Source organism: Algoriphagus lutimaris, from assembly GCF_017051705.1.
Classification (GTDB): domain Bacteria; phylum Bacteroidota; class Bacteroidia; order Cytophagales; family Cyclobacteriaceae; genus Algoriphagus; species Algoriphagus lutimaris.
The window spans coordinates 607,116-633,966 of record NZ_JAFIDJ010000001.1; the positions used below are offsets into that span (position 1 = coordinate 607,116).

21 protein-coding genes are annotated in these 26,851 nt (G+C 37.7%); 11 read left to right on the forward strand and 10 right to left on the reverse strand.

The window, feature by feature from the left end; translation table 11 throughout:
• The first annotated feature begins 283 nt into the window (after positions 1-283).
• Positions 284-1,441, forward strand: a complete 1,158-nt coding sequence (locus JYB62_RS02400) for a glycosyltransferase family 4 protein (RefSeq protein ID WP_205643846.1) — start codon at positions 284-286, stop codon at positions 1,439-1,441.
• A 400-nt stretch (positions 1,442-1,841) separates the two neighbouring features.
• Here JYB62_RS02400 and JYB62_RS02405 read toward each other — a convergent pair whose 3' ends face one another.
• Entirely contained in the window at positions 1,842-2,543 is a 702-nt protein-coding gene (locus tag JYB62_RS02405) for a sugar transferase (RefSeq protein WP_205643847.1), read from the reverse strand.
• 270 nt (positions 2,544-2,813) lie between these two features.
• Here JYB62_RS02405 and JYB62_RS02410 point away from each other — a divergent pair, with 270 nt between their 5' ends.
• From JYB62_RS02410 to JYB62_RS02435, 6 genes are all read left to right on the forward strand, one after another.
• The gene (locus JYB62_RS02410) at positions 2,814-3,971 is read left to right on the forward strand and encodes a glycosyltransferase family 4 protein (RefSeq protein ID WP_205643848.1); all 1,158 of its coding nucleotides are present in this window, start codon (positions 2,814-2,816) and stop codon (positions 3,969-3,971) included.
• 129 nt (positions 3,972-4,100) lie between these two features.
• Positions 4,101-5,240 (forward strand): aminotransferase class I/II-fold pyridoxal phosphate-dependent enzyme, encoded by a 1,140-nt coding sequence (locus tag JYB62_RS02415; RefSeq protein ID WP_205643849.1) that lies wholly within the window; start codon positions 4,101-4,103, stop codon positions 5,238-5,240.
• Positions 5,241-5,295: 55 nt separating this feature from the next.
• On the forward strand, positions 5,296-5,877 hold the full coding sequence (locus JYB62_RS02420) for a sugar transferase (protein ID WP_394369690.1): 582 nt from the start codon (positions 5,296-5,298) through the stop codon (positions 5,875-5,877).
• A gap of 233 nt (positions 5,878-6,110) precedes the next feature.
• Complete coding sequence (locus tag JYB62_RS02425; RefSeq protein ID WP_205643850.1) at positions 6,111-8,021, forward strand: polysaccharide biosynthesis protein; 1,911 nt, start codon at positions 6,111-6,113, stop codon at positions 8,019-8,021.
• Positions 8,022-8,198: 177 nt separating this feature from the next.
• The gene (locus tag JYB62_RS02430; RefSeq protein WP_205643851.1) at positions 8,199-9,785 is read left to right on the forward strand and encodes an NAD(P)/FAD-dependent oxidoreductase; all 1,587 of its coding nucleotides are present in this window, start codon (positions 8,199-8,201) and stop codon (positions 9,783-9,785) included.
• A gap of 58 nt (positions 9,786-9,843) precedes the next feature.
• Positions 9,844-11,211: an exonuclease domain-containing protein gene (locus JYB62_RS02435; RefSeq protein WP_205643852.1), complete on the forward strand. Its 1,368-nt coding sequence runs from the start codon at positions 9,844-9,846 to the stop codon at positions 11,209-11,211.
• A 1-nt stretch (position 11,212) separates the two neighbouring features.
• Here the strand turns inward: JYB62_RS02435 and JYB62_RS02440 are convergent, their stop codons facing one another.
• Positions 11,213-11,761: a GNAT family N-acetyltransferase gene (locus JYB62_RS02440; RefSeq protein ID WP_205643853.1), complete on the reverse strand. Its 549-nt coding sequence runs from the start codon at positions 11,759-11,761 to the stop codon at positions 11,213-11,215.
• Positions 11,762-12,886: a pyridoxal phosphate-dependent aminotransferase gene (locus tag JYB62_RS02445; protein WP_205643854.1), complete on the reverse strand. Its 1,125-nt coding sequence runs from the start codon at positions 12,884-12,886 to the stop codon at positions 11,762-11,764.
• A 200-nt stretch (positions 12,887-13,086) separates the two neighbouring features.
• Between JYB62_RS02445 and JYB62_RS02450 the strand changes: the two genes are divergently transcribed.
• Entirely contained in the window at positions 13,087-13,878 is a 792-nt protein-coding gene (locus JYB62_RS02450) for a hypothetical protein (protein WP_205643855.1), read from the forward strand.
• Between the two features lie 17 nt (positions 13,879-13,895).
• Here JYB62_RS02450 and JYB62_RS02455 read toward each other — a convergent pair whose 3' ends face one another.
• The 7 genes from JYB62_RS02455 to topA all read right to left on the reverse strand — a co-directional run bounded on the left by JYB62_RS02455 (position 13,896) and on the right by topA (position 23,463).
• On the reverse strand, positions 13,896-15,089 hold the full coding sequence (locus JYB62_RS02455; protein WP_205643856.1) for an MFS transporter: 1,194 nt from the start codon (positions 15,087-15,089) through the stop codon (positions 13,896-13,898).
• Positions 15,086-16,108: an L-glyceraldehyde 3-phosphate reductase gene (gene mgrA / locus JYB62_RS02460; RefSeq protein ID WP_205643857.1), complete on the reverse strand. Its 1,023-nt coding sequence runs from the start codon at positions 16,106-16,108 to the stop codon at positions 15,086-15,088. The genes JYB62_RS02455 and mgrA overlap by 4 nt, the downstream gene beginning before the upstream one ends.
• Positions 16,109-16,135: 27 nt before the next feature.
• Complete coding sequence (locus tag JYB62_RS02465) at positions 16,136-17,470, reverse strand: YfcC family protein (protein ID WP_205643858.1); 1,335 nt, start codon at positions 17,468-17,470, stop codon at positions 16,136-16,138.
• Positions 17,467-18,597, reverse strand: coding sequence for a serine hydrolase domain-containing protein (locus JYB62_RS02470; protein ID WP_205643859.1), 1,131 nt, complete (start codon positions 18,595-18,597; stop codon positions 17,467-17,469). Before JYB62_RS02470 ends, JYB62_RS02465 begins: the two co-directional genes overlap by 4 nt.
• 72 nt (positions 18,598-18,669) lie before the next feature.
• Positions 18,670-19,608 carry a DUF5996 family protein gene (locus tag JYB62_RS02475; RefSeq protein ID WP_205643860.1) on the reverse strand — a complete coding sequence of 313 codons (939 nt, stop codon included), beginning with the start codon at positions 19,606-19,608 and terminating at the stop codon, positions 18,670-18,672.
• 45 nt (positions 19,609-19,653) lie between these two features.
• Positions 19,654-20,349 carry an SIR2 family NAD-dependent protein deacylase gene (locus JYB62_RS02480; protein WP_205643861.1) on the reverse strand — a complete coding sequence of 232 codons (696 nt, stop codon included), beginning with the start codon at positions 20,347-20,349 and terminating at the stop codon, positions 19,654-19,656.
• A 789-nt stretch (positions 20,350-21,138) separates the two neighbouring features.
• Entirely contained in the window at positions 21,139-23,463 is a 2,325-nt protein-coding gene (gene topA, locus JYB62_RS02485) for a type I DNA topoisomerase (RefSeq protein WP_205643862.1), read from the reverse strand.
• 155 nt (positions 23,464-23,618) lie between these two features.
• Here topA and JYB62_RS02490 point away from each other — a divergent pair, with 155 nt between their 5' ends.
• The 3 genes from JYB62_RS02490 (at position 23,619) to JYB62_RS02500 (ending at position 26,772) form a co-directional block, all read left to right on the forward strand.
• Positions 23,619-24,086 (forward strand): SixA phosphatase family protein, encoded by a 468-nt coding sequence (locus tag JYB62_RS02490; RefSeq protein WP_205643863.1) that lies wholly within the window; start codon positions 23,619-23,621, stop codon positions 24,084-24,086.
• 355 nt (positions 24,087-24,441) lie between these two features.
• Entirely contained in the window at positions 24,442-25,617 is a 1,176-nt protein-coding gene (locus JYB62_RS02495) for a pyridoxal phosphate-dependent aminotransferase (RefSeq protein WP_205643864.1), read from the forward strand.
• Between the two features lie 12 nt (positions 25,618-25,629).
• Complete coding sequence (locus JYB62_RS02500) at positions 25,630-26,772, forward strand: AEC family transporter (protein WP_205643865.1); 1,143 nt, start codon at positions 25,630-25,632, stop codon at positions 26,770-26,772.
• Positions 26,773-26,851: the final 79 nt, after the last annotated feature.

Below are 26,851 nucleotides of genomic sequence, written 5' to 3' on the forward strand. Positions count from 1 at the left end.
TTTGAAAATATTCATTATTTGAGGATTGTACATTTTTTTTAAAATGTACAGATTCTCATCAAATTGGTGAGTTGAGTTTAATGCTTCAATTTCCAATACTTTAGGTTTGGAATTAATTTTTTTTGCAAAAAAAAATGTTTTTCAAATAAGAATAAGCACTAATAATTATCAAAATAAAGCATTTGGTAATTATTAAATTTACTGGCTGTATTTTATTTTATTGTTAATGGCAAGCCATTTGCATTAAAGATTCTTAAATTTACGTGAGACTAACCACTATTTTATGTTTTTTATTTTAGCTACTATTACAGCCTTTTCTGTAGGTTTTTTAGTAACTCCCATTTTAATCCAAGTATTGAGAAAAGCAAAAATCGGGGACGTTCCCGGGGGAAGGAAAATTCATAAATCATTTGTTCCTTCTATGGGAGGGATTGGTTTCTTTATCGCAGCAGCTATGACTCTGTTAATTTGGGCTTGGCAATTCCCTTTACCTGATATTAAGTATATTTTGGGAGGTATACTTTTTATGTTTTTTGTTGGATTAAGGGACGATATTGTAGAATTAAAAGCTTCCAGAAAATTGCTTGGACAATTAATGGCTGTATTACTAGTAGTGGTTCTTGCTGATATCAGAATTAAAACTTTTCATGGATTCTTGGGAATAGAGGAATTGCCTATTGCAGCAAGTTATATTTTCACAACCGTAGTCTTATTAGCCTTAACAAATGGATTTAATCTAATTGATGGCCTTGATGGATTAGCTGGAACGATTGCTATCATTACGCTTGCTTGTCTCGGAGGATGGTTTTTAGTTCAAGGAATTGAAAGTTATGCATTGATCAGTTTTGTGTTTATGGGAGGGATTCTTTCTTTTCTAGCCTTTAATTGGCACCCAGCCAAAATCTTTATGGGGGATACGGGTTCATTGACGATTGGATTCACGTTGGCTACACTTATTGTGGCCTTTATGGAAATCAATGAAGGTCTTCCGAGTAATACTTTTTTGAAATTTGATTCTACTTTTTCGATTTCCGTGGCCTTGATGATTTTCCCATTGTATGACATGGCAAGAGTCTTCACTCGTCGCCTTTTACAAGGGAAAGGGCCTATGACTCCAGACAAATCTCATGTACATCATTTTATGATGCGTATGGGATTACAACATAATCAAGTAGCATTGATTTTAGGAAGTCTACAATTTTTGATGATTGTCTTAGCATTTACCTTGAGAGATTATTCAGATCATATTGTTTTGCCAATTTTATCTGTTTTGGTAATTTTCTTAGGTTGGAGATTAGATCAAGTCACTGTTGTTTATTTAAAGAAGAAGGTGGAGCTTGAGCCCAAGGTTTTGGAATTAAGGGAGATGAAAGCCAAAAAGATTAAAAAAGTTAAAATCAAAACAGAATCCTTAAGTGAAAGTCCAGTTAATTTGAATTAATATTCGTTTTCGAATACTAAGAATAAAGGTATAAATTAAGGATGCCCCCAAAAGTTCGCCTACTTTTGGGGGCTTTTTTGTGCAATAATTCAGATGACATTTTTTAAAATCATAGGTTTCATCCCTATTGGGAAAGTATTCATCTATCTTCCAATTGAAAGGGGCACGCTTGTTCATATTTTTGGTCTTTAAAAAACTTTTCTAATTGGACATGATCTTTAATCCTTTCGCTGCCTCCCATACTAGGGAGGAAATCCCTAGCCTTTAAAGGAATAGTCAATTATTGAAGTTTAGGGGACTGGAGATTAACCTGTTTATTGATTAAAAAATATCAGAAATGCTATAAAAATTAATGTGTTCTGTGGTTCATTTTGAAAATTTAATGCTCCAAGAGCTTTTTTTAGTAAGCCATATCATCTCCTTCAAATAAGGATTTAATAGTAGTGAGCATGATTTTAATATCAAATAGAGGATGCCAATTTTTAATGTAATAGATATCCAATTTATATCTAAAGTAGATGGAGTGGGAAAGAACTGTTTCCCCTCGATACCCTTTAATTTGAGCTAAACCGGTAATCCCAGGTTTTACCAAATGTCTATTTTCATACCCCTTTATTTTTTTAGAATACTCTTCATTTTGAGCTACGATCAGAGGTCTTGGTCCTACAATAGACATGTTACCATAGATGACGTTAAAGACTTGGGGTAATTCATCAATACTCGTTTTTCTCAAAATCCTTCCAATTCGCGTAACTCTTGGATCATTTTTAGTGGCTTGCTTTAGATCATCTTCTTTTTCAATCTTCATAGATCGAAATTTGTAGCAATTAAAAGTTGTATTATTAATTCCTCCCCTGGTTTGTTTAAAAAATACAGGACCTTTTGAATCCAATTTGATTAGGATCGCAACGATGGGAAACATCCACCACCCGAAGAAGATCATAAACCCAAAAGCTCCAGCTAAATCAATTATCCTTTTGAAAGTAAGATTGTACCAATTATAATAGGGGGAGTGAATTGAATCACTACTTTCATTTTTGGGCTTTGTTGGACTAACATATACCTCAAATTTTTCATTTTTTCTGAAAATATTATTAGTCATTATTAAAAAAGCTTTTTTAGGAAACTTAAATTCTATTAAAGTTTAAAATTGGGTAATTTTGAAAATTCATCAAAAAAAAAGATTGAATATTTGTGAATACACATAATTGCAGATGATCTTAAAAATTAAGCTGAATTTTGATTTTTTTTAAATTATTCAGAAAAGATAGTTCAAAATTGTTGCCATTTTAGGGTTAAATACGTTAAAAGGAGAAAATGTTTTCATTATTGGGCCTTATTTTTGTTTTTTTGTTAATCCAAACCATTTCACATGTTTTATATACTCGCTTTTTTATCATCTTTTGCCACAGCCTTTTTATTTTTTCCTGTACTGATTCAACTATTCACCAAATATAAGTTGTCAGATTCCCCAGGGGGTAGGAAAATTCATCAACATGTGGTTCCTTCCATGGGAGGGATCGGTTTCTTTATGGCTGCAACCATTTCTTTGGGAATATGGATATGGCAATTTTCATTACCAGATATACGGTATGTATATGGGGGTATTTTACTGATGTTTTTTGTAGGGTTGAGAGATGATTTTGTGGAATTGAGAGCTTCCAAGAAATTACTGGGCCAATTGATCTCTGTTTTATTGGTTGTAGTGGTAGCGGATATTCGTGTTCGTAGTTTTCATGGCTTCCTCGGCATCCACGATTTAAATCTTTTTGCAAGTTACTCTTTCTCCACCTTGGTTTTATTGGCCTTAACGAATGGGTTTAATCTCATTGATGGACTGGATGGCTTGGCAGGAACCATCGCTTTGATTTCTCTAAGCTTATTGGGGGCCTGGTTTTATCTGCAGGGAGTGGAAAGTTATGCCTTGATTAGTTTTACTTTTTTGGGAGGTGTTTTAGCCTTTTTGATTTTCAATTGGCATCCTGCAAAAATCTTTATGGGGGATACCGGTTCATTGACTTTAGGCTTTACACTTGGAACCTTAATCATCGCTTTTATGGAAATCAATGAGGGTTTACCCGAAGGTGCTTTTATGAAATTTGAACCTACCTTTGGCATGTCTGTCGCATTGATGATTTATCCTTTGTATGATATGGCAAGGGTTTTTGTGAGGAGGATTTCTCAAGGGAAAGGCCCCATGAGTCCAGATAAATCCCATGTGCATCATTTCTTAATGCGAATGGGTTTGAAGCATAATCGCGTGGCTTTGTTACTGGGATTTTTGCAGTTTGCTATAATTTTGTTGGTATTTATATTAAAAGATTTTTCTGATAATTTACTGATCCCCTTAATTTCAGGCATCGTATTTGTTTTGGGATGGAGATTAGATCAAATCACTGTAAAATATGTGAAGAAAAAAGTTAATCTTTCTCCCAGAGTTTTGGAAACTAGGAAGAAAGGATCTAAAAAGAAAACAAAGGCAACGGTAGATCGGGAGGGTTTAAAAGATAGTACCATCAATCTAAATTAATAGCCACTTCTATTCTATCTCTGGAATATTCTTAAAACCCACTTTTATATTACCTGCACATTAGTTATTCGGTGTTGGGATTTTGTTCTATAAGTGGTATGTTTAAACTGTTTTACACTATATTAATAAATGGCATACAGAATCCCTCTTTCTTTTCCGGTATTTGGCGGTAATGAAAAGTGTTATACTGAACAGGCTATAGCATCGGGAAATTTGGCTACATATGGGTCCTTTATTAATAAATTTCAAAACAAACTTTCCAAAAAGATTAAGACACATCAGGCGGTAGCCTTGAATTCGGGTACTTCTGCGCTCCATTTAGCAATGGTATTATTAGGAGTAGGACCTGGAGATGAGGTGATCTGCCAATCTTTTACTTTTTGTGCCTCGGCAAACCCAATCGTCTATTTGGGAGCTCAACCAATTTTCGTGGATAGTGAAAAAGATACCTGGAATATCTCCCCGGAGATATTGGAAGATGCTATTCTATCTCGTATTGCATTCGGGAAAAAGCCAAAGGCTATTGTGTTGGTTCACCTGTTTGGAATGCCTGCAAAAATCAATGAATTGATGGAGGTCGCAAACAAATATAATATTCCGGTGATAGAGGATGCTGCAGAGGCAGTAGGCAGTAAATACGAAGGAAAGTCCTGCGGTACTTTCGCAGATATTGGGATATTTTCCTTTAATGGAAACAAAATCATTACATCAGGTGGGGGAGGAGCGATTATAGCCAACAATACGGAGTTAATCCAAAAAGCTGCGCATTTATCTACTCAGGCTAGAGAAGATCTGCCCTATTACCAGCATCTAGAGATTGGCTACAATTACAAGATGAACAACTTGACAGCAGCCGTTGGATTGGCTCAGCTTGAAAAGCTGGAAAGTTTTGTTAAGAAAAGAAGGGAAATTAATACCCGGTATAGAAATTTACTAGCTGATTTTCCTGGGATATCCTTTCATCAGGAAAGAACTGAAAGTGAATCCAACTATTGGCTGACCACTATTTTGATCGATGAGGAGAAAACAGGTTTTTCTAATGATAGATTGAGGGCTGTTTTATTGAATAATGGAATTGAAACCAGATTTTTGTGGAAACCTCTTCATTTGCAGCCTGTATTTAAAAAAGCTCCATTTTATGGAGGGAGAGTAGCTGAAAAATTATTTAGTAATGGTCTTTGCCTACCCAGTTCATCCAGTTTGAGCATGGATCAGCAACAGGAAATTGTTGGGATTATCGAGAAGGAAATTCAAAAAAGTTATTTCTAAAGTGATTTATAAGAAGTACATAAAAAGGCCAATGGATATTCTCATATCCTTTTTAATGCTCGTTACCCTTTCTCCAATTTTTATCCTACTTTTTTTATTATTAGGGATTTATTATAGATCCTCGCCCATATTTTCGCAAGTCAGACCTGGCCTCAATGGCAAACTGTTTCGTATACTCAAGTTTAAAACAATGAATGATGCTTATGATGAATCTGGTTTATTATTACCAGATGATAAAAGAATCAGTTCTTTGGGTAAATGGGTCAGGGCTAGTTCGTTGGATGAAATCCCCCAATTGATTAATGTGCTGAAGGGAGACATGAGTATGATAGGGCCGAGACCTCTGCTCAGAGAGTATCTTTATTTATATTCAGAAGAACAAAGCAAGAGGCATGAGGTAAGGCCTGGAGTGACTGGATGGGCTCAAATTAATGGTAGAAATGCTATTTCCTGGGAAAAGAAATTTGAGCTTGATGTAGAATATGTTACTAATTGCTCTTTTCGGCTGGATATGAGAATTTTGTTTGTGACCTTTTTTAACGTGCTAGCTGGAAAAGGGATTACTCAAAAAGGGCATGTTAGTACTGATAAATTTACCGGTTCCACTGCAAATAGCTATATAAACAGATCTGTTTAATAAAATCCTCTTACACCTAAAAAGATATTAATTTCTAAGTTTAACTTGATATTGTGTCCTTTTTAAAAGGATTTTAATTACATGAATAATGCAAAATAATATTGGATTTAATTGAAAAAAACTGTAGGTCCTTTGGCTGAATGGTAATTTTCTTAAGAAATAATTATATATTTGCCTACTCTGGTTAAAAAATGTTTGAATTCAAATATTAATCATTTGACAAAAATTTTACTATGAATTTTTTAACAAGGCTAAAAATTCTTCCACGATGGATTATAGCCACACTTGATTCTTTTATCTTATTTCAGTGTGCCCTTTTTGGATATTTAGTCCGATTCAATTTTGAATTAGCACTAATTGAGCAAAACGATGCCTTTGCAGGTTCCTTTACCTTTATGGTTGGTGGTCTTCTTGCCATGCAAAACACAAGAAGTTATGAAGGAATTGTTAGACATACGGGGTTTAGAGATGGTTCGAACATATTTAAAACGGTCATCATCAATTTCGTATTATTCCTTTTCTTGAATTTTTTCCATGGTAATTTCCTAAATGATCGATTTTTACTTCCAACATCTGTATTAATCATCGCCAGTTTATCGGCTATGTTCATGCTAATATTCTATCGCCTGGTGGTCAAAGAGCTTTTTGTTTATGTAAAAAATGGAATCACAGCGCGGGAGATGAAAAATGGAATCATTTTCGGTGCAGGAGAAGCGGGTATTATTGCACAGGAAGCTATTAAAAGAGATAGTAAAAGTTTATTCAATACAGTGGCTTTTTTGGATGATGATCCTAAGAAGGAAGGAAAAAATATTGATGGAAAAAGGATTTTCAAAGGCATAACTGAATTAGAGAAATTAGTAAAGGATAATCATATCACTGAATTGATTATTGCTGTTAGAGATCTTACTGTTCAGCGAAAAAATGAAATCATCGATGAGTGTCTACGATTAAAGGTCTCAGTTTCTATCGTGCCTCCTGTAGACCAATGGATCAATGGAGGATTGACTGCTGGAGCTATTCGTGAAATTAAAATTGAGGACCTTCTTAGTAGAGAACAAATTCATTTGGATAATCCAAGAATTCAAGAAGATCTAATCGATAAGGTCGTTTTAGTGACAGGAGCTGCAGGTTCCATTGGTTCAGAGCTTTGTAGACAGATCTCACATTATGAACCTAAACTTTTGATCTTGTTAGACATCGCTGAATCTGCTCTATATGATGTGGAACAAGAGTTCAAAGAGAAATGGCCGAAATGTCCTATCAAAATCATCTTGGGTGATGTAAGGAATAAGAAGAAAATGAAAGAGGTTTTTAGAAGTTATAAACCTCAAGTGGTTTTCCATGCAGCCGCCTACAAACATGTGCCGATGATGGAAAATTATCCAGAAGAGGCTGTTCATTCCAATGTAATTGGAACCAAGATTTTAGCTGATCTTTCAGTACTTTCCCAAGTAGATAAATTTGTATTTGTATCTACTGATAAAGCGGTGAATCCTACGAATGTCATGGGGGCTAGTAAGCGAACTGCTGAAATGTATGTTCAAGCTTTGAATGAATACCTGGAAAGAAACCACAAAAAATACCATACCAAGTTTATAACCACCCGATTCGGAAATGTTCTAGGTTCCAATGGGTCGGTAATACCTTTATTTAAAAAGCAGATTCTTCATGGGGGACCAATTACGGTTACCCACCCTGACATCACTCGGTATTTTATGACTATTCCGGAAGCTTGTCAGTTGGTGCTGGAAGCAGGTGTAATGGGTGAAGGTGGAGAAATTTATGTCTTTGACATGGGGCAGCCGGTGAAAATTCTGGATTTGGCGAAGAAAATGATCCAACTTTCTGGAAAGAAAGTGGATCAGGATATCAAAATTGTATTTTCTGGCTTAAGAGAAGGAGAGAAGCTTTATGAGGAGTTGTTAAACGATTTCGAAACGGTGAAAATTACACACCATCCAAAAATCAAGATTGCTCAGGTGGCTCCTGCAGCCTACCATAAAATCGATGGGCAAATAGAATTATTTATGAGCTTGATCGGTAAAAACTCTGAAAATGAACTCGTAAGCCATTTGAAGGTGATTGTTCCGGAATTTATTTCCAATTCTTCTAGATTTGAAGTTTTGGACCGATTGAATTGATTGTTCAATTTAAAGAAATCTTTTAAAAGGAAAATGTTCTCTAGCGTTTTCCTTTTTTTATGCTCTTGAATGATTCACTTTCTTATTCCTTTTTTTGAATTCAGTGCATTGAATTACTTGGTATAAGCTTGACTGAATAGCTATCTTTGTGGGCTATTTAAGGATAAATACCTTACCATGAAAAAAGATTTCAATCTTCAATTGAGCCCTGAGCAGGCTTATGATCCTCAGTTATTCCAAGAAACAGTTTTAAAGAAGGCAGGGATTCCTATTGACGCCAAGGATGTGGTTGCCAGGCAAGTAAAACGATCCATTGATGCGAGAGGCAGAAAGGTTAAAATTAATGTCCAAGCAGAACTTTTTATCCAAGAGAAGGCTCCTTCATTAATTGACCATATTCCTACCTATAGTCATGTGAGTTCCAAAGATCCCATCATCATCGTGGGTGCTGGTCCAGCTGGTTTGTTTGCTGCCTTAAGAGCCATTGAACTTGGTGTTAGGCCCATCATCTTGGAAAGAGGAAAAGATGTGAGGGCTCGTCGCAGGGATCTAGCTGCGATTACCAAACATCACCTAGTAAATCCAGATTCAAACTATTGCTTCGGAGAAGGTGGAGCTGGTACCTATTCAGATGGAAAGTTGTACACCCGATCTAAGAAACGAGGTGATGTACGTCGTATCATGGAGATTCTAGTGGCCCACGGAGCAACGGAAGAGATATTGGTGGATGCACATCCTCATATTGGGACCAATAAATTGCCAAAGCTGGTTGCGGACCTCAGAACTACTATCTTAGATGCAGGAGGGGAGATTCATTTTGATTGTAGAGTGGATGACTTCATCCTAGAAGGCAATGAAATAAAAGGAGTAGTCACCCAGCATCAGGAAAAAATCAAAGGTCTGGGAGTGATCTTGGCTACCGGACATTCGGCAAGGGATATCTTTCACTTGCTCCATCAAAAGAATATTACAATAGAGGCGAAACCCTTTGCCTTAGGTGTTCGAATAGAACATTCCCAAAATTTGATTGATCGAATTCAATATCATTGTGAAGTTGATCGAGGGCCCTATTTACCTGCATCTGCTTATTCGTTGGTAACACAAACCTCCTTTAAAGGAAAACAAAGGGGAGTTTTTAGTTTTTGCATGTGTCCAGGAGGATACATTGTCCCTGCTGCGACTGCTCCTGGAGAGCTTGTAGTAAACGGTATGAGTCCAAGTAGGAGAGACAGTAAGTTTGCTAACTCAGGAATCGTAGTATCAGTTGAATTGGAGGATTTACCAGCCTATCAGCATTTTGGACCTTTGGCAGCAATGGAGTTCCAAGCTGAAGTGGAAAGGAAAGCTTGGGAACTCGGGGGTAAAACCCAAGTGGCGCCGGCACAGAGAATGATTGATTTTGTAACTAAAAGGAATAGCTCATCGCTTTTGGACACCTCCTACCAGCCTGGTTTGGCTTCGGTAGAAATGAGGGAAGTATTACCTGATTTTATAGCAGAAAGATTAGCGATGGCTTTTAAGGCTTTTGGCCAAAAAATGAAAGGGTATTATACCAATGAATCCCAATTGATTGGAGTAGAAAGTCGAACTTCATCTCCCGTAAGGATTCCAAGAGATCGAGAGAGTTTTGAGCATGTTCAGATCAAGCGTTTATACCCTTGTGGAGAAGGGGCAGGTTATGCAGGGGGAATCGTTTCTGCAGCTATGGACGGTGAACGATGTGCGGAAAAGTTAATTGAAACCTATACTAGGAAAGTAAACTGATTGTGTCAATCACTGACATAGATTCTTAACACCTCCTAGCAATTCTTTATCTTGGGCTATGGAATATGCAATCGTGGATATAGAAACTACAGGAGGCACCGCAAAAAATTGTGGGATCACTGAAATAGCTATTTTGATCCATGATGGCAATGAAATCATAGCCGAATTTGAAACCCTTATTAATCCTGAACAAGATATCCCTATTTACATCACTGGTCTTACTGGAATAGATAATGGAATGGTTCATGATGCTCCGACTTTTGATGAGCTAGGGGAGAAATTATGGAGTTTACTACATGGAAGGGTGTTTGTAGCCCATTCGGTCAATTTTGATTACGGCTTTGTAAGAGAGAGCTTCGCTAGATTCGGTAGGGAGTTCAAAGCTGATAAGCTATGTACCGTGCGTTTAGCCAGAAAAGTTATCCCCGGTCTAAGTTCTTATAGCTTGGGAAGAATTTGCGAGCATAGAAATATCCCTATTTTAGCAAGGCACCGAGCTATGGGAGATGCAAGAGCTACTGCCATCTTATTTGATGAAATGATCAAGGAAAGGCCTGAAATCATTTCTGCTTCCTTAAAAAAGAATTCGGGAGAGGCCTTCTTACCACCGAATATTTCGCTTTCAAAATTTAGGCAAATACCGGAAAAATGCGGTGTTTATTATATGCTGAATGAAAGAGGAAAAGTGATTTATGTGGGTAAAGCAATCAATATCAAAGAGCGATTTAAGAATCATTTTTCAGGAAACTTATTGCCAGGTCTTAAACAAAAGCTAAAATCGGAGGTGTTTGATTTGAAATGGGAATTGACTGGCTCTGAAATGATGGCATTATTGGTAGAGGCATTAGAAATAAAGCGATTATGGCCTAAGTATAATTCTGCACTTAAATTACCAAAAACCATGTGGGGGTTGTTTCAATACACAGATGGTTCCGGGTTTATCCGATTTCAAATCGCCAAAGTAACGAAACACTTACGACCTTTGGAATCATTCCTTTCTTCTGAAGAAGCCCATGCATTTTTGAAGGATGGAATAAAATCCTTTGGCCTTTGTCCAAGGCTATGTGGCTTGAGAAAAGCTCCCTGCAGTGAGGGAGGTTTTTTAAGCTGTCAGGGTACATGTAACTCACAACTTCCTCCTCAAGAATATAGTCAGAATGCGAAGGACTTTATCAATTTGATAGAGGAGAGTAAACGCGAGATTCTTGTGAAGTTTAAGGGGAGGTCTGATCAAGAAATCGCCGCATGTGTTTTTGACAGGGGAGTTTTAAAAAGCTATGGATATTTCAGCGAAATGACTGAGTTGGAATCCATATTGGAGCAACTTGAACCGGTTCCTACTGTTCCGGAAACTTTTTATATTCTGAAACAATTTCTTCCCTCACTTGCTCCGGAACAAATTCAGGTTTTAAACCCTGTCTCTTGATCTAGTTTTTGATTTTTTCCCATTCTTCCGGAAGCACACTATAATAGATCGTATCTCTTCTTCTGCCATGTACCATCAAGGTATGACTACGAAGTACCCCTTCTTCCACAGCTCCCAACTTCAACAAGGCATGTCTTGCAGGCAAGTTCAGTACATCAGTTTTGATCTCTACTCTTTTCAAATTCAATTTTTCAAAGCAGTACTCAAGCATGGCCTTTTTCATAGCCTGATTGATGCCCGTGCCATGAGTGGCTTTGCCTAGCCAGGTCCAACCAATTTCTATTCGTTGATCTCTTGGAGAGTAGTTTCCAAATCCGGTGGATCCAACTAGCATACCGGTAGTTTTATCCTCCACGGTAAACTGAAGTCGTTCCCCTTGTAAGGCGGGGGCCACCCAATTATCAAATCCCTCTTCTGTGCTTAAATCAAATGTGAACCAGGTCCACATCTTAGGATCGGTGCATAGAGCCCTAAGCGTAGGAAAGTCCTGCTTCCGAATTGGTCGAAGCAGGACTTTTTCATTTTCTAAAACTAAATTATGATCTAACATTTAGCCTAAAACTTCTCGAATGGCTTGATTATATAAGGCAACTTCTTCGATTGTACCTGTTGAGATTCTACACCAGTCAGTTAATGGGGGAAAAGGCCTACCAATAATAAATCCTTTATCAGCCATTTGTTTATTTAATTCTACAATATCTCTTCCTGTATGAAAGAAGACAAAGTTAGTGTGTGACTCCAAATAGGGGAGTTTCAAATCATCCAAGGTTTGGATGATCATTGATTTTGCCTCTTTCGCTTTATTGACTGAAAAATTGTAAAATTCTTGATCTTGCAATGCTGCTTTTCCCGCCTCGATTGCCATAATATTCAAGTTGGCAACTACTCTTTCGGAAAGTTTTTCTGCCAATTCAGGTTTTGCAATTAAATAGCCTAATCTGATCCCTGCCAGTCCATATACTTTAGAAAATGTTTTTGAAACGATTACATTTTTGCCCTGCTTTACTAATTCTACCATAGAGGGATAATTGGGGGTAGTGATGTAATCGTAATAGGCCTCATCTGAAAACACGATTGCCTTATTGCTTACAGAATTGCAAAAATCAAGGACTTTCTGTGCGGGAAGCAATTTTCCAGTGGGATTGTTTGGGTTACAAAGGAATATAAGCTTGGTCTTGGAAGAGACTCTTTTTTCAATTTCATCTAAATCAAAATCATAGTCCTTATTGAGAGGAACCCAATTAATAGAAGTGCCCCATAGCTTTGCATAATCCATCATCGCAAGAAAAGTGGGTTCGCAAGAGATGATTTCTCCTCCTCCTCCAAAAGTCAATCCTGTGATCTTCAGTCCTTCCGTGGAACCGGCCACCATAACGATGTGGTCTTCAGGAACCCCTTCTTTCTCTGCAATCATTTTCACCAGGTCTGAGTTATATCTCCAAGGATATCTACAACCCAAATCAAATCCACTGCTCATGGATTTTCGGACTAATTCTGAAGGTCCATACGGATTTTCATTGGATCCCAACATGATAGGCCCATCCATTGGCCTAGGATTAAATTTCTTGATTTCCTCTGCAGATAGTGAATTGGTTAGTCCAGCTCCTCCCAAAAGTGCAAAACTGCTACCTAGTGTTGCTCTTTTTAACCATGATCTTCTTGATAATCCTGTCATTTATTTAAGGGTTTGTTTGTTGATATTTTAAGGAGAAGTGCAATACTTTATAAATAATTCATTTTCTCCATTACTTTATTAAAATTAGCTTTTTTACTGAAAAAATCAATATTATAAAATAATCTCTCTCATATTAATAATTCAACGAAATTATTTTTTAAATTAAAGCAAAGCACAATTTACCCTAAACCCAAAGTAATATGAAAAAGATTATAATATTCTTGTTTTTTGGCCTATTCATGGCAAGTGGTATTCGGGCTCAGCAAACTCAGTACATGGTATTCGATTTCATCAAAGTCGAAAATGATCAGATTTTCGATTACATCGAGTATAAAGATTTAATGGAGAAAGTTTACCGTCAAGCATTAAACGATGATAAAATCAAAGGATGGGATTTTTGGGCATTACAATCAGGAGCAGACCAAAGTACTTTTCAGTACATTACCATCACCTATTACAATGATCCTGTCAAAATGATGAATGGCCTCGATGAGTCCACCATGATTGATTATACAAAAATTGCTTATCCTCATTTAAATGATGCTCAAGTAGCTAAACTGTTTCAGAACGCTCTCGCTATCAAGGATACTCCAATGAGGCTTTACATGCAGGAAATAGTGTCTACTGATGATGATTTCCAGATGAAACCAGGAGTGCTGGCTTCCTTTGACCTAATGAAAGCGTATGAAGGGAAATTTCAGCAGTATGAAGAAGCGGAAATGGAAGTGTTTAGACCAATCCATCAGAAAAAAATTGAACAAGGGATGATGGGACATTGGAGCTTTCTTAGAACTGCGTTACCGCTTGGATCGGAGGCTAAATCAACTCATTTGACACTGAATATGTATAAGGATTACATGCAGTTTTTTAATGCACAGGCTTATGAAGATTTAGATCAAACTGTTGCGCAACAAAGAGCTGTCGATGAAGGTTTAAATTCAAGAGATCAAAAGTGGGTGTATTTGGCCACCTTAGAAAATGTAGTGCGATAGTCCGGTTTGACTTTACGCTAGGAGGCTTCAGGTAGAGGCCTCTTTTTTTTTGCGAAAAATCTGAAAAGAAGGATTCCAGTCAATGGCCCAACAACCAACAATGCCAAAGCTTGGTCTATCGGTAACCAGTTTTGTAGAAATTGACCGAATTGAATACTTACGATACTAAGGGCGAACCCCATACTATTTACCAAAGTCAGGGCCGTTCCCTTGAACTCTGCAGGGACAGATTGGGAAACCAAGGTGGAGAATTGAGGAGAGTCTGCTGTCACGAGAATTCCCCAAATCAATAGAAAGATAATCCAAATTGAAACGGGAACACTGGGAGCGACTAACAAAAAAATACAGCATATTCCTGATCCTATAAGTGAAAACAAAGCCACTTTTTTACTTCCGGTTTTTTGGGAAATGAGCCCACCAACCGCACAGGAAATTCCTCCAACCGCAATGACGAAGAAGGACAGAATAGAAATCTTAGAGGAGGAGAAGCTCCCTTCTGATAGAAATGCAATAACCATCGGAATAAAAGCCCAGAAGGTATATAGCTCCCACATATGACCAAAATAACCGGAGGCAGCACTTTTAAGGGCATTTATTTTACTAAGCCTCGGTAAAAGACTGACGTCGAATTTAGGGTTTGATTTTCGGTAAGGTCCATCTGGTACAAAAAAGCCAACAAGTGCACCTCCTAGTATTGCTAATGCTGAGGTAATCCAAAAAATAATTTTCCAAGAAAGCTGAAGTCCTAGTCCATTTATAAGATGGGGGAAAGCGGTTCCAAGTACCAAAGCACCTACTAAGAAACCCAAAGCAGCTCCTAATCCTTTTTCAAAATAGTCGGCAGCTATTTTCATCCCTACGGGATAAATCCCTGCCAAGAAGAAACCTACTAGAAACCTGCAAAACAAGATGTAATATAACTGAAAAGGGAGTAGTACTACCAGAATATTAAAACAGGCGGCTAATACCGCACTAAAGAAAAAAACATCCCCTGGAGGAAACCGATCTGGAATTGCAAAAAAAGCATAAAAAAATGTGCCTATGATAAATCCAAACTGGACAGTAGAGGTGATGGAAGCAATTAATTCAGGCTCACCTAATAAGGCTCCTATTTCAGATGCCACAGCATTGCCAGCAAACCATAAAGAAGTGCCAAGAAATTGAGCTATGACGATCAATATCAAGGCACTTCTGCTGGAAATCAATTTCATGAAGCTCCGATGATTGATTTTATTTGTTCGATTTCAGCTGGACCAAAAATAGTATTGTTGATGGCCGCAACATTGTCATCGAGTTGCTCAGGCTTGGAAACCCCCACCAAAACTGACGTAATTCTTGGGTCTTTCAGTAACCAAGCAATAGCCATTTGAGCTAAGGTTTGGTTTCTTGTCTTGGCAATATCATTGAGCTTACTGATCATGGAAAGCTTCTCTTCAGATATCTGTTCAGCCTTTAAATACCTGCCATCTTTTGCTGCTCGAGAATCCTCAGGAATGCCTTTTAAGTATTTGTTGGTCAACATTCCTTGTTCCAATGGAGAGAATGCGATGCTTCCTATTCCTCTTTCTCCTATTGCATCCAATAAACCACCTTCTACCCAGCGGTCAAGCATGCTATACCTTGGTTGATGAATAAGAAGTGGGGTCCCCATTTTCTTAAGAATATCATAAGCTTTGATAGTATCCTCTGCACTGTATTGAGAAATCCCTACATATAAGGCTTTTCCTTGTTTTACGATTTGATCTAACGCCCCCATAGTCTCCTCCAATGGAGTTTCTGGGTCAGGTCGATGGTGATAGAAAATATCCACGTAGTCCAGTCCCATTCTTTGAAGGCTTTGGTCTAAACTTGCGATCAAATATTTTTTTGATCCAAAATTTCCGTAAGGTCCGGGCCACATATCCCATCCGGCTTTACTGGAAATCAAAAGTTCATCCCGGTAAGGTTTTAAATCTTTTTGGAGAATTCTTCCAAAATTCTCTTCTGCTGAACCATAAGGAGGACCGTAATTGTTGGCCAGATCAAAGTGGGTGATTCCAAGATCAAAGGCTCTTCTTAATATTTTTCTACCCAATGTAAAGTCAGCATTATGACCGAAGTTATGCCAAAGGCCAAGACTTATCTCAGGAAGCTTTAATCCACTGTTTCCACATTTTCTGAATTTCATTTGATCATACCTTTCAGAATCAGCATGATAGGTAGGCAATGGGTTGTGATCGTTGATTTTCATCCGTGTTTTTTTGGGTTTTAAAAGGTTTTAAGCAAAATAAACTATGCCTAAAATAACAGAAATCAGGCCCAAAACCATTAAAAACAACCAGCTTTTCAAAATATAAGAGAACCATTCTTTGTAATTGACGCCTGCTGCTGCAATCACTGCCATCATTCCGCCATTGGTAGGGGTTAATAAATCCATAAATCCTGCTGGATATTGATAGCTCATAACTGCGATATGTCTGGAAATCCCAAGCAAATCACTAAGAGGTGCTGTCAAAGGAGTCGTTAATACGGCTTGACCTGATGTGCTAGGTACCGGTATATGGATAACTCCCTGGGCAAAATACATCCCAATAGCCGCTAATTGGGTAGGGAGTCCTTCCAAAGGGGAGAATAGCCCCTGAATTAATGGGTCGATAATAGCGGAATTTTCAAGGATGATATAAATGCTTCTTGCCAGCCCCACAATTACTCCGGCAAAAATCAACTCTCCAAAACCTTCGGTAAAGGCCTTTGCTGTCCCGTTAATTCCTAGGTTACCGATGATACCACAGCTAAAACCTATCAGGAAAAACAAGGCGGACATTTCGTTAAATCCCCAATCTTTTTGGGTGATTCCCCATCCCATCGAAAGAATTCCCAAAGTCATGATGAACAGAATGATTTTCTTTCTGGTAGAAATAAAAACCGGCTTAAATTCTAGGGTTGGTTGATCCACGTTTTTGATTTTTCCATTCCAGATATGATATAAAATCCAGGAAAACACAATGAAAATAAATACGAGGCTTTTGAACCAAAGCCCATCACCTAACTCTAAATTGGCAATTTTGAGAGAAAGCAATGAGCCAAATGGATTGATAGGGGAGCAAGCTCCTCCTACCAAAGCAGTCCCCAAACTCAAAGCTAAAATGGATCGGATATCGTAATGCAACTTTTTGGCTAAAATCAATAATACAGGGGCTAAAGCGATTACCTCTTCTTGCATGCCAAAGGTTGCTCCACATAAGGCGAACACTAAACCTAAGAAAAAGAGCAATAAAAACTGTCGTTTTCGAAACGTATAAATCAATGCTTCTATGCCAATATGGAGTGCTCCTGTTTTTTCAATCACATAGAAAGAACCTCCGATCAATAAGATTAACACCAATATATCTGCACCTAATATAATTCCTTCTGGTACAGCTAATAGGATGTCGTATATGCTTGCATTTTGATCCTCCACTTCATGAAAACTTCCTGCGATGACAATTTCCCTACCTGTACTTTCGTCAATTTCCCTCTCAAATACACCTGAATCAATGAAATAGGTGCTGATCCCTGCAATTAATATAAATAGCAACATGATTATAAGGGGGTGGGGGAAGTTTCTTTTCATGTTTTAGGGGGGATAGATGATAGGATTTGTACTAGTTGATCCATTATTTTTTTTCTGAAATTTTTTGAATCACGAGTGTTTACGAGAAGGATCAGTCCCGAATTTTGGGAAGGTGAATAAATCAAAAGGGAGCTGTAACCTGCCTGTCCTCCATAGTGCCCAAACCATTCACTGTTTGTCAGCTGAATTTTTTGGAAGCCCAAAGGAGCCTCACCCTTTTCATGCGTAAGCAAATTCAGCTCTTTCTGAAATATGCCCATTTCTCCTCGTAGAATATGAATTAGAAAAAGATTCAAATCTTCAATAGAACTAATTAGGCCTGAAGAAGGTGAAGGACTTCTTTCAAAAGTGATGTGGCGAGGTTCCATTCTTCTCCAAACAAATGTCTCTTGGTATCCAACAACGGGTATGGTGTCAATAGGCCATTCTTTGGTAAAGAACGAGCGAGTCATTCCAGAAGGAATAAGAATATTAGTACTCAGGTAATTCTCAAATGATTGCTGAGCCGATTCTTGAAGGAAGTACCCAAGCATATCAAAATTCCCATCATGGTACTCATAAGTAAGATTGTCAGGTACCTTGTGATCCTCCATCCATAAATGATTTCCATATTCTATCAAAGGCTTTCCTGCATCAGGGGAAAGGAGTTTCTTGACTATCCCCGGATTTTTCAAGCCTGTTTGTTGTACTAGAAAATCCCAAAATGTTAATTGCCCCAGTTTACTTTCTGTGGATTTAGGAAAACTTAAACTAGAGATTTTTTGATCTGCATTGATTCCTTTAGAGGATAAGAAATTAGCAATCGCTAAAGCGGTAAAAATTTTTGAAATGGATGCAGTTGGGACTAAGGAATTGACTGAAAAAGAATCTAGGGTATTTAGGTTTTGAAAGCCAAATGCTTTTTGATAGATGATTTTACGATCTTTCACTATTCCCACTCCAATTCCGGCAAGCGTATATTCCCTTAATGAGTTTTGAAGCAGGGAATCAAATTTATCCTGAATAGTCTCTACTGTAACAATAGGTGTTACTTTGACTTTTGGATAACTATTCCACCAATCCAGAATTAAAAATAGAACAAACCACAAGGCCATCGCCGAAAGAATTGTTCTAATTTTATTTTTCATTATCAATGGGTTAATATTAATTCATTAATCTAACACTTTAAGTGTTTTTTAGAACTAAAATGAGCCCGTTTATCATGATTTTTTTTCTAAATGCGAAAAGTCGCAATCCAGATTTTCACGGTCCCAATCAGATACTTTACATGCTGCTTCATAGGAGCTTTGTAAAAAGGAGAGTAGTGTTTCTGAGGGATTTGAAGAAGACCGAACGTCTTCATATTTCAACATAAATTCGCCCATACTTTCGTTCCAATAGGCAGCGCTAGGTTGAATTTTTTGATTCTGAAAATCTGGTGAGTTGGGATAAATATACGCGTAATAAACTGGGGTTGGGTATGCATTACTTCCAGGCCAAAAACCAAAGCTACAAACCTCATGCGAGTAAGCTTCCTGCATGACTTCAAGTGGCATATTGGGCATTTCTCCTTGGAATAAAGGAGCTTTTCTTCCAGAGAATCTTGTATATGCCAGGTCAAATGAGCCCCAAAAGAAATGAATGGGGCTTTGTTTACCTGTAAATTTACTTCTGAATTTCAAGAAAACATTTTGAGTTTGAACCAATATTTTCCAGAAGTTTTGTGCTTGGTTCGCTTGGTAGGGTATTCGCTGGGAGTTTTTTGAAAAAGGAATAGCGCCAGCTATTTCATTAGGCATACCATAGATTTTTACCTCTATTCCCAAAAATTTGAGTTTTTCCATCAACAATTCATAGAAACTAGAAACAGTTTGCCCTCCTAGTGAGAATCGATCTCTAGTACCAGAACTAGTTTTTATTTTAAGTTCGTGGTGGATGAAATCAAACATGATTTCAAAAAGTCCGTGTTCATAGGGGATATTTCCTGTAGTCAGCCCTTGGTGATTCACGTAAAGCGATACATGCCAAGAATGGTTTTGCCAGGGTGTTTTTTTAAGCCTTACCTTACCGACAATCTGAGTCCATTGATGAACAAGCGTTATTGTTTCTTTACATTCCTCAAATTGAAAAGCTGGCCAAGGAGACTTTTTAGTTGCCATAGTAAAAATATTTTATTCAAGATATGAAAATGAAAAACTGAATTCCTATAATTCTCCTAAAATAATACTTTCTAAAAGTTTCAATCCCTCACTTGCTTTTTTTTCTACACAAAAGATATCTTTAGTCAAAGGGGAACTTGGTATTACTACATCTACTAAGAACTTTTTAGCCTTTTCTGGGACAAAGTCAATTAGACCTGCTGCAGGGTAAACTTGTAATGAAGTGCCAACTACTATGAAAAAATCAGCAGAAACTGCATAATTAATTGCCTCTTCCATCTTCGGAACGGGCTCTCCAAACCAAACGATATGAGGTCTAAGCTGACTTCCTAATTCACAGCAATCACCTTCTTTTATTTCCCACCCATCAATCGGATAAACTAGTTTCGGGTTTTTGCTACTCTGGGCTTTTGATAATTCTCCATGTAAATGAATGACATGGGATGACCCACCCCGTTCATGAAGATCGTCCACATTTTGGGTGATAATGGTGACTTCAAACTGATCTTCTAATCTTGCTAGAATCTTATGCGCCTCATTAGGCTGGCATTCTTTTGCTTGCTTTCTTCGTTGGTTGTAAAATTCTTGGACAAGGGCCCTGTTCCTTCTCCAACCTTCAGGAGATGCGACTTCCATAATGTCATGGTTTTCCCAAAGTCCATTGCTATCTCTGAAGGTTTTTATTCCACTTTCTTGGGATATCCCTGCACCTGATAAAACGACAAGCTTTTTTTTCTCCATGGTTTGGTAAATGTAGTGGGTAAGCAACATTCTTCAAAAAAATCCACATACAAGGAAACTTATTGGTTATTTCTCATGGGTAGGGACCTAATCGTAAAGCATTAAATTGCAACTCTTTCCCAAGCCATGGAGCCTTCTACTCATAACCCTAAAGGATCATCAAACCTGCCTGATAAAAATGGTTCAACCCTCGGGTCTTTCAGCGTAATCTTAGAAATCTGATTTGACTGATTCTCAGTTGTAAGTAATAAGCATTTGGTCAGAAAAATTTAAAAATATGCTACCTTCTTCTTTTTCTAAATCAAGTTAAGATTCTTGGTTTAGTTTATTTTGCTGGAGGACTAAAAAGGAATCCGGAAGTGTGGATTTAGATAACTTATGCACCTGAATGCTCCCTTTAAGGGCGGTGGAAGTGCTGGTTTTAATTCAGGTGTTGGTCTCATCCATAACAGATTGGCTTTATTTGTCCGGATTGGTAATAGATTTCATAGTTCTGAGGAGACATCCTTACTCTTCTCCAATCCCGAAATAAAGGCAGTTAATAAGACGCTAAAAACTATCTTTGTAGGCAATACCTCTGTTTTTCTGTAGTTTATTATCTTTCGCTCTTTTTACTTCTTCATAGAAGGGGGAGATTCTTTACTATGCTCAATAACCCTTCCTTTCCAGGTGTTTTGGGCTTTGGAATTATAGAAAATTGTAAAAGAAAAAAAGCCAAAATCAGTTTACTATAAGCTGATTTTGGCTTTGATAAAACGGGCCTATTGAAAGACCTGTAGTGATAAATTCTTAGCTTTTCTTTTTAGCAAATCTACCTTTTTTCTTTGGTTCCGGTTGATTCTCAATGATATCAATGGTTTCCTCATAGGTCAAGTCTTCTGCTACTTTATCCTTCGGGATTTTATAATTTTTCTTACCCATTTTGATATAAGGTCCCCATCTACCATTTAAAACCTGGATTTCAGGGTTTTCATCAAAAGATTTGATGTGTTTTTTCGCATCGGCCTCTCGCTTGTCTTTAATCAATTGAATAGCTTCTTCTTCATTGATACTTAGTGGGTCTTGATCTTTACCTAAAGAGAAGAAAGCTCCGTCATGTCGAATGTAAGGTCCAAATCTTCCGATGGCGGCAACCATCTTTTTATCTTCAAACATCCCTACATCTCTCGGAAGCTTAAATAGTTCCAAAGCCTCTTCAAGGGTAATGTTTTCAATAAATTGACCTTTTTTAAGACTTGCGAATTGTTTTTCTTCATCGTCATTGTCACCGATCTGTACCAAAGGGCCAAATTTTCCAAGTCGAGCTGTGATGGTTTTACCGTTTTCAGGGTGGGTTCCGATCACTCGACTGGTATTGATGTCTTGTCGGGAAACCTGTTCTGTTTCTTCTACGCTATGGTGAAAATTGCCATAAAAAGAGTCAATCATGTCCTGCCATACTTGACCTCCTGCTGCAATGTCATCAAATTCCTTTTCTACACGTGCGGTAAAGCTGAAGTCAATGACATTTGGAAAATGTTCCACCAAAAAATCATTGACTACCATTGCAATATTGGTAGGGAATAATTTCTGTTTTTCGGCTCCAGTGATCTCGGTCTTGGTTTCATCTTTGAATTGACCATCAGCAATGGACATTTCTATATAATTTCTAGACACGCCATCTCTGGATTCTTTAATGACATACTCTCTTCTTTGAATCGTAGAAATCGTCGGAGCATAAGTAGAAGGTCTTCCAATTCCCAGTTCTTCCAATTTCTTTACTAAAGAAGCTTCCGTATATCTTGGTGCTGGTCTGGAGAAGGTTTCTTTTCCTTTCATCTCCTGCAGACTCAGTTCTTGCCCCACCGTAAGTGGAGGTAGAAGTGATTTGTTTGCATTGTCATCATCTTCCGGCTCATCATCTGTGTCTTCCAGATATACTTTTAGGAATCCATCAAACTTGATGATTTCGCCAGTAGCGACAAGGTTCAAATCTGAATTTGAAATATCGATCGTAATCGTGGTTTTCTCCAACTGTGCATCGGACATTTGAGAAGCTATGGCTCTCTTCCAGATTAAATCATAAAGTCTCTGTTCGTTTCTATCCCCCGAAATTTGATTGACGGAAAAGTCTGTTGGACGAATAGCTTCGTGCGCTTCTTGAGCACCTTCAGATTTAGTGGTATATTTTCTTGATTGATGATATTGTTCACCATAAGAATCATGAATCGCATTTTTAGCAGAATTCATTGCATCATCAGATAGGTTGGTACTATCTGTTCTCATGTAGGTGATTTTACCCGCTTCATATAGCTTCTGGGCTACAGACATGGTTTGGGCCACAGAGAAATACAACTTCCGACTTGCTTCTTGCTGAAGGGTAGAAGTAGTAAATGGTGCCGCAGGGGATTTCTTACCTGGTTTTTTCTCCAGATTACCTACGGAAAAATCTGCTGCTAAGCAGGATTTTAAAAATTCTTCTGCTTCAGTTTTTGTATCAAATCGCTTAGGAAGTTCAGCTTTAAAGGTTTTTCCGGAAACCTCAAAAATAGCGGTAATCCTAAAGCTAGACTTAGCTTTAAAGTGTTCTATTTCACGCTCTCTATCAACTATTAATCGAACGGCCACAGACTGTACTCTTCCTGCTGAAAGTCCTGTTTTTATTTTCTTCCAAAGAATAGGGGATAGCTCAAAACCCACCAATCTATCGAGGATTCTTCGGGCTTGTTGTGCATTGACTAAATCGATGTCAATTCCACGTGGGTTTTCGATGGCTTTGGTGATGGCATTTTTGGTGATTTCCCTAAATACAATTCTTTTCGTTTGCTCATCTTTCAGTTTAAGCACCTCTTTTAAGTGCCAAGAAATTGCTTCTCCTTCGCGGTCATCATCACTCGCCAGGTAGATCATATCAGAATCTTTGACCAATGATTTAAGGTTTTTGATGACCTCTTTTTTATCGGCAGTAACCTCATAAGTAGGTTCAAACCTATTCTTGATATCAATTGCTTTATCTCCTTTTGGGAGATCCCTCACATGGCCATAGCTTGAAACAACCTTATAATCACTACCTAGGTAGCCTTCAATGGTTTTGGCTTTGGCAGGGGACTCGACAATGACAAGGTTTTTCGACATAAAAATCAATTTTATTTTGGGCTCTTATGCCCGATTTGGATTGCTAAAAATAGAGGGCATACTTTTTTGTTCCAAATAAATAAAAAATATGAGTGGATAATTGGAGGGATTTTTGATAAAATCTCTAAAGAAATTAAGAAGCTAATCTTATCAATATGAAGCGTTTATTTTTATTAAGGCATGGAGAAGCAGGTTTTTCAGAGGGAACAGATTTTCAAAGACAATTGACAACCAAAGGCAAAGAAAAGTTGAATCAATTGGGGAAAGAGCTCCAAAGTAGATCGCTTTCAATTGATTTTATGTTTTGTTCCACTGCCGAAAGGACTATGCAAACAGCTGGAATTATCCAGAGGTATGTGGCGATCAAAGAGGAGATTTTCTTAAAGGATATTTACGAAAGTAATTTAGGTGGATTGATCCATATTTTGGAGGGATGTCCATCGCATGCTGAGTCATGCTTAATAATAGGTCACAATCCGATCTTGAGCTTGTTGGTCTCTCATGTTTCTGGGGAGAACTATATTAATATGCAACCGGGTATGTTGGCATGCTTGGATTTGGAAATCTCTGATTGGAGTATGGTGGGTGTTAATACTGGCTCCTTAATTGAAATTCTACAATAAGCATAGTTTTCTATATGACCAAAAGGTTATCGAATGTATAAGTTTATTTTTTAACCAATAAATTTATTTTTAACATAAAATCATTGTTTTAAGATTTCTTTTTAAACCTATTTTATATAAATTGACAAAAAAATGGAGAAAATTGATTTTTAAAACACCCATATGTTTTAAAAATTACAGAATCCATTGATTTTTACAATAGACCCACCTGACCGGAAGCGTTTAATCCCGGATTTTAATGCCAAATCGTAAGGAGAGAACTTCTTCGAACACTTGAATCATCATTCCTATGAAGAAATAGGTGTTGAAAAAAGCGAGTACCCTTAAAAGAAATATATACCCTAACCATTGAACGATGTTTAAATCAATGAACAGAAGAGATTGGATGAAAACGAGTTTGCTATCCGCAGGATCCTTGATAGCAGCTCCTTCTTTTGCAATGCCGAACAGAAAAGCAAGCACTGCATTTTCTTACGCTCCAGAAAGTATACTCGGAGAATATTTACCGGATTTTCCGATTTCGGAACCAAAAATGGTAGCAAGGTTAAATGCGAATGAAAATCCCTATGGTCCTGCTCCTCAAGTCATTAAAGCGATTGCTGATGCAGCAAGTTCAGGAAACCGTTATGCGCATAGTGATGCCAATACCTTGATCAGCATGATCGCAGAAAAAGAAGGCGTGACTCCGGATCATATCATGTTGGGCCCTGGGTCTACCGATCTTTTGGAGAAAGTAGCAATTACTAGATTTCAGAATGGAGGAAATATAATAGCTGCAGATCCTTCTTATATGTCGTTGATCAATACTGCCCAAGCTATGGGAGGAACTTGGAAGCCAATACCTCTGACTGCAGATTATGCGCATGATCTTCCAGCAATGGAAAGTGCCATCGATTCGGAAACGAAGCTTATTTACGTGTGTAACCCAAACAACCCAACAGGCTCTATTACTCATGCAGCAGACCTGAAAAAGTTTTGTGCATCTGCTTCAAAGAAAACTCCAATTTTTGTGGACGAAGCGTATTTAGAATTTCTGGATGATGCAGCTTCTCAAAGTATGGTTGGCCTTGTTGCCGAAGGAAAGGATGTAATCGTAGCGAGAACATTCAGTAAAATCCACGGAATGGCCGGATTAAGGATTGGATATATTGTGGCTACTCCTGAAAGAATTGAAAGTATTACCAGTATGGTTAGAAGTACCATGGGACTTTGTTCAACTTCTTTGAAAGGTGCAATTGCAAGTATGAAGGAAACCCAGTTTATTGGAGAATGCAGAGGGTATAATTCAGAATGTCGTGAATTTACCAAGAATGCAATTGCTTCATTGGGATATGATATCATTCCATCTTATACCAGTTTTATGATTTTCCCTATCGAAATGAATGGTAAGGAGTTTTTGAAAGCCATGTATGATTCAGGGGTTGGAATTCGAGTGTTTGACATTAATAATAAGGACTGGTGTCGCGTAAGTATGGGAACCAAATCCGAAATGGAAATTTTTGTAGAAACATTCAAGAGAGTTACCGCCTAAGACAGCATTTATATGTCCATAGCCTTACAAAAAACATGTTCGCTTTTACTACTTATCCTAATCGGGTTCCTGTTAAAAAACAGGCTGGTAAAAGATGAACATAAAAAAGGCCTTAAAACAATTATTCTTGATCTAGCTTTACCGGCTATGATTTTTGTGGCACTATTAAAAATAGAGGTGGATTCAGAGTTAATGTTTCTCCCTCTATTGATTCTAGTGTGGAATGCAACCATGCTTTTAACCAGTAAATTCACCTTGCCACTACTTGGGTTTTCAAAAGATAGTGCCGAGATGCGGACTTGGTTAATGATGATTCCATCCTTGGCGCCAGGATTGTCTTGTTTTCCTTTTCTACTGGAATATTTAGGAGAAGATGCATTGGCTTGGGGAGCATTGGCAGATATTGGAAACAAAGTATATGTATTGATCTTTTCTTACCTCCTGGCCATGAGCTGGTATTATAAGCACATGGGATTAGGATCCAGGTCCAACGGGCAAAAAGTAAAAGAATTGATTCTATCCATGTTTAAGGAGCCGATCAACATGGTAATCATTGTAGCCTTACTTTTACTTTCTTTTGGTCTAAGACTAGATAATCTTCCTGTTTTCATAGGTGAATCTATTTTGATGTTGAAAGATGTGATGACTCCCCTGGTTTTACTATTCATTGGGGTTTCGGTAATCCTAAAGAAAGAACAGATTCAGTCCATCGCTTCTGTATTGATTTTAAGAGCAGGCTTTAGCTTAGTTCTTAGTGCTGGATTTATTGCATTGGTGGATTTGCCAAGTGAAGCTGCAGTGTTATTGGCGGTGGTATTCACTCTTTCAGCTTGTTCTTTTTGGCCTTTTGCCCATATGTCTGCCATACGCCAACTGGAAAGAGATCAGGAGGTTGAGAGTGAAAAAGGAACTTTTGACTTGGGATTAGGGATCAATATTCTAGCCGTTTCTTTACCAATGAGTACGGTGTTGATTTTGGGAGTATTTAGCTCAGGAAATTATTTCACAGTTCCATTTCATTTATTGACAGTAGGGAGTGTCATGATTGTGGTTCCATTGATTCCCAGAGTTTTCTCTTGGGTGAAAAATTTAGAATTTAATATTCCCTTTATAGTTCAAAAGGAATTAAAAGATAGTTCTGCTGATAGCAGATAATAGCAATGGGTTTGATTATTGATTAATTTGCAAAAAGCCCTAGATGGTTGTCTAGGGCTTTTTTTTGCTTCATTTTTAT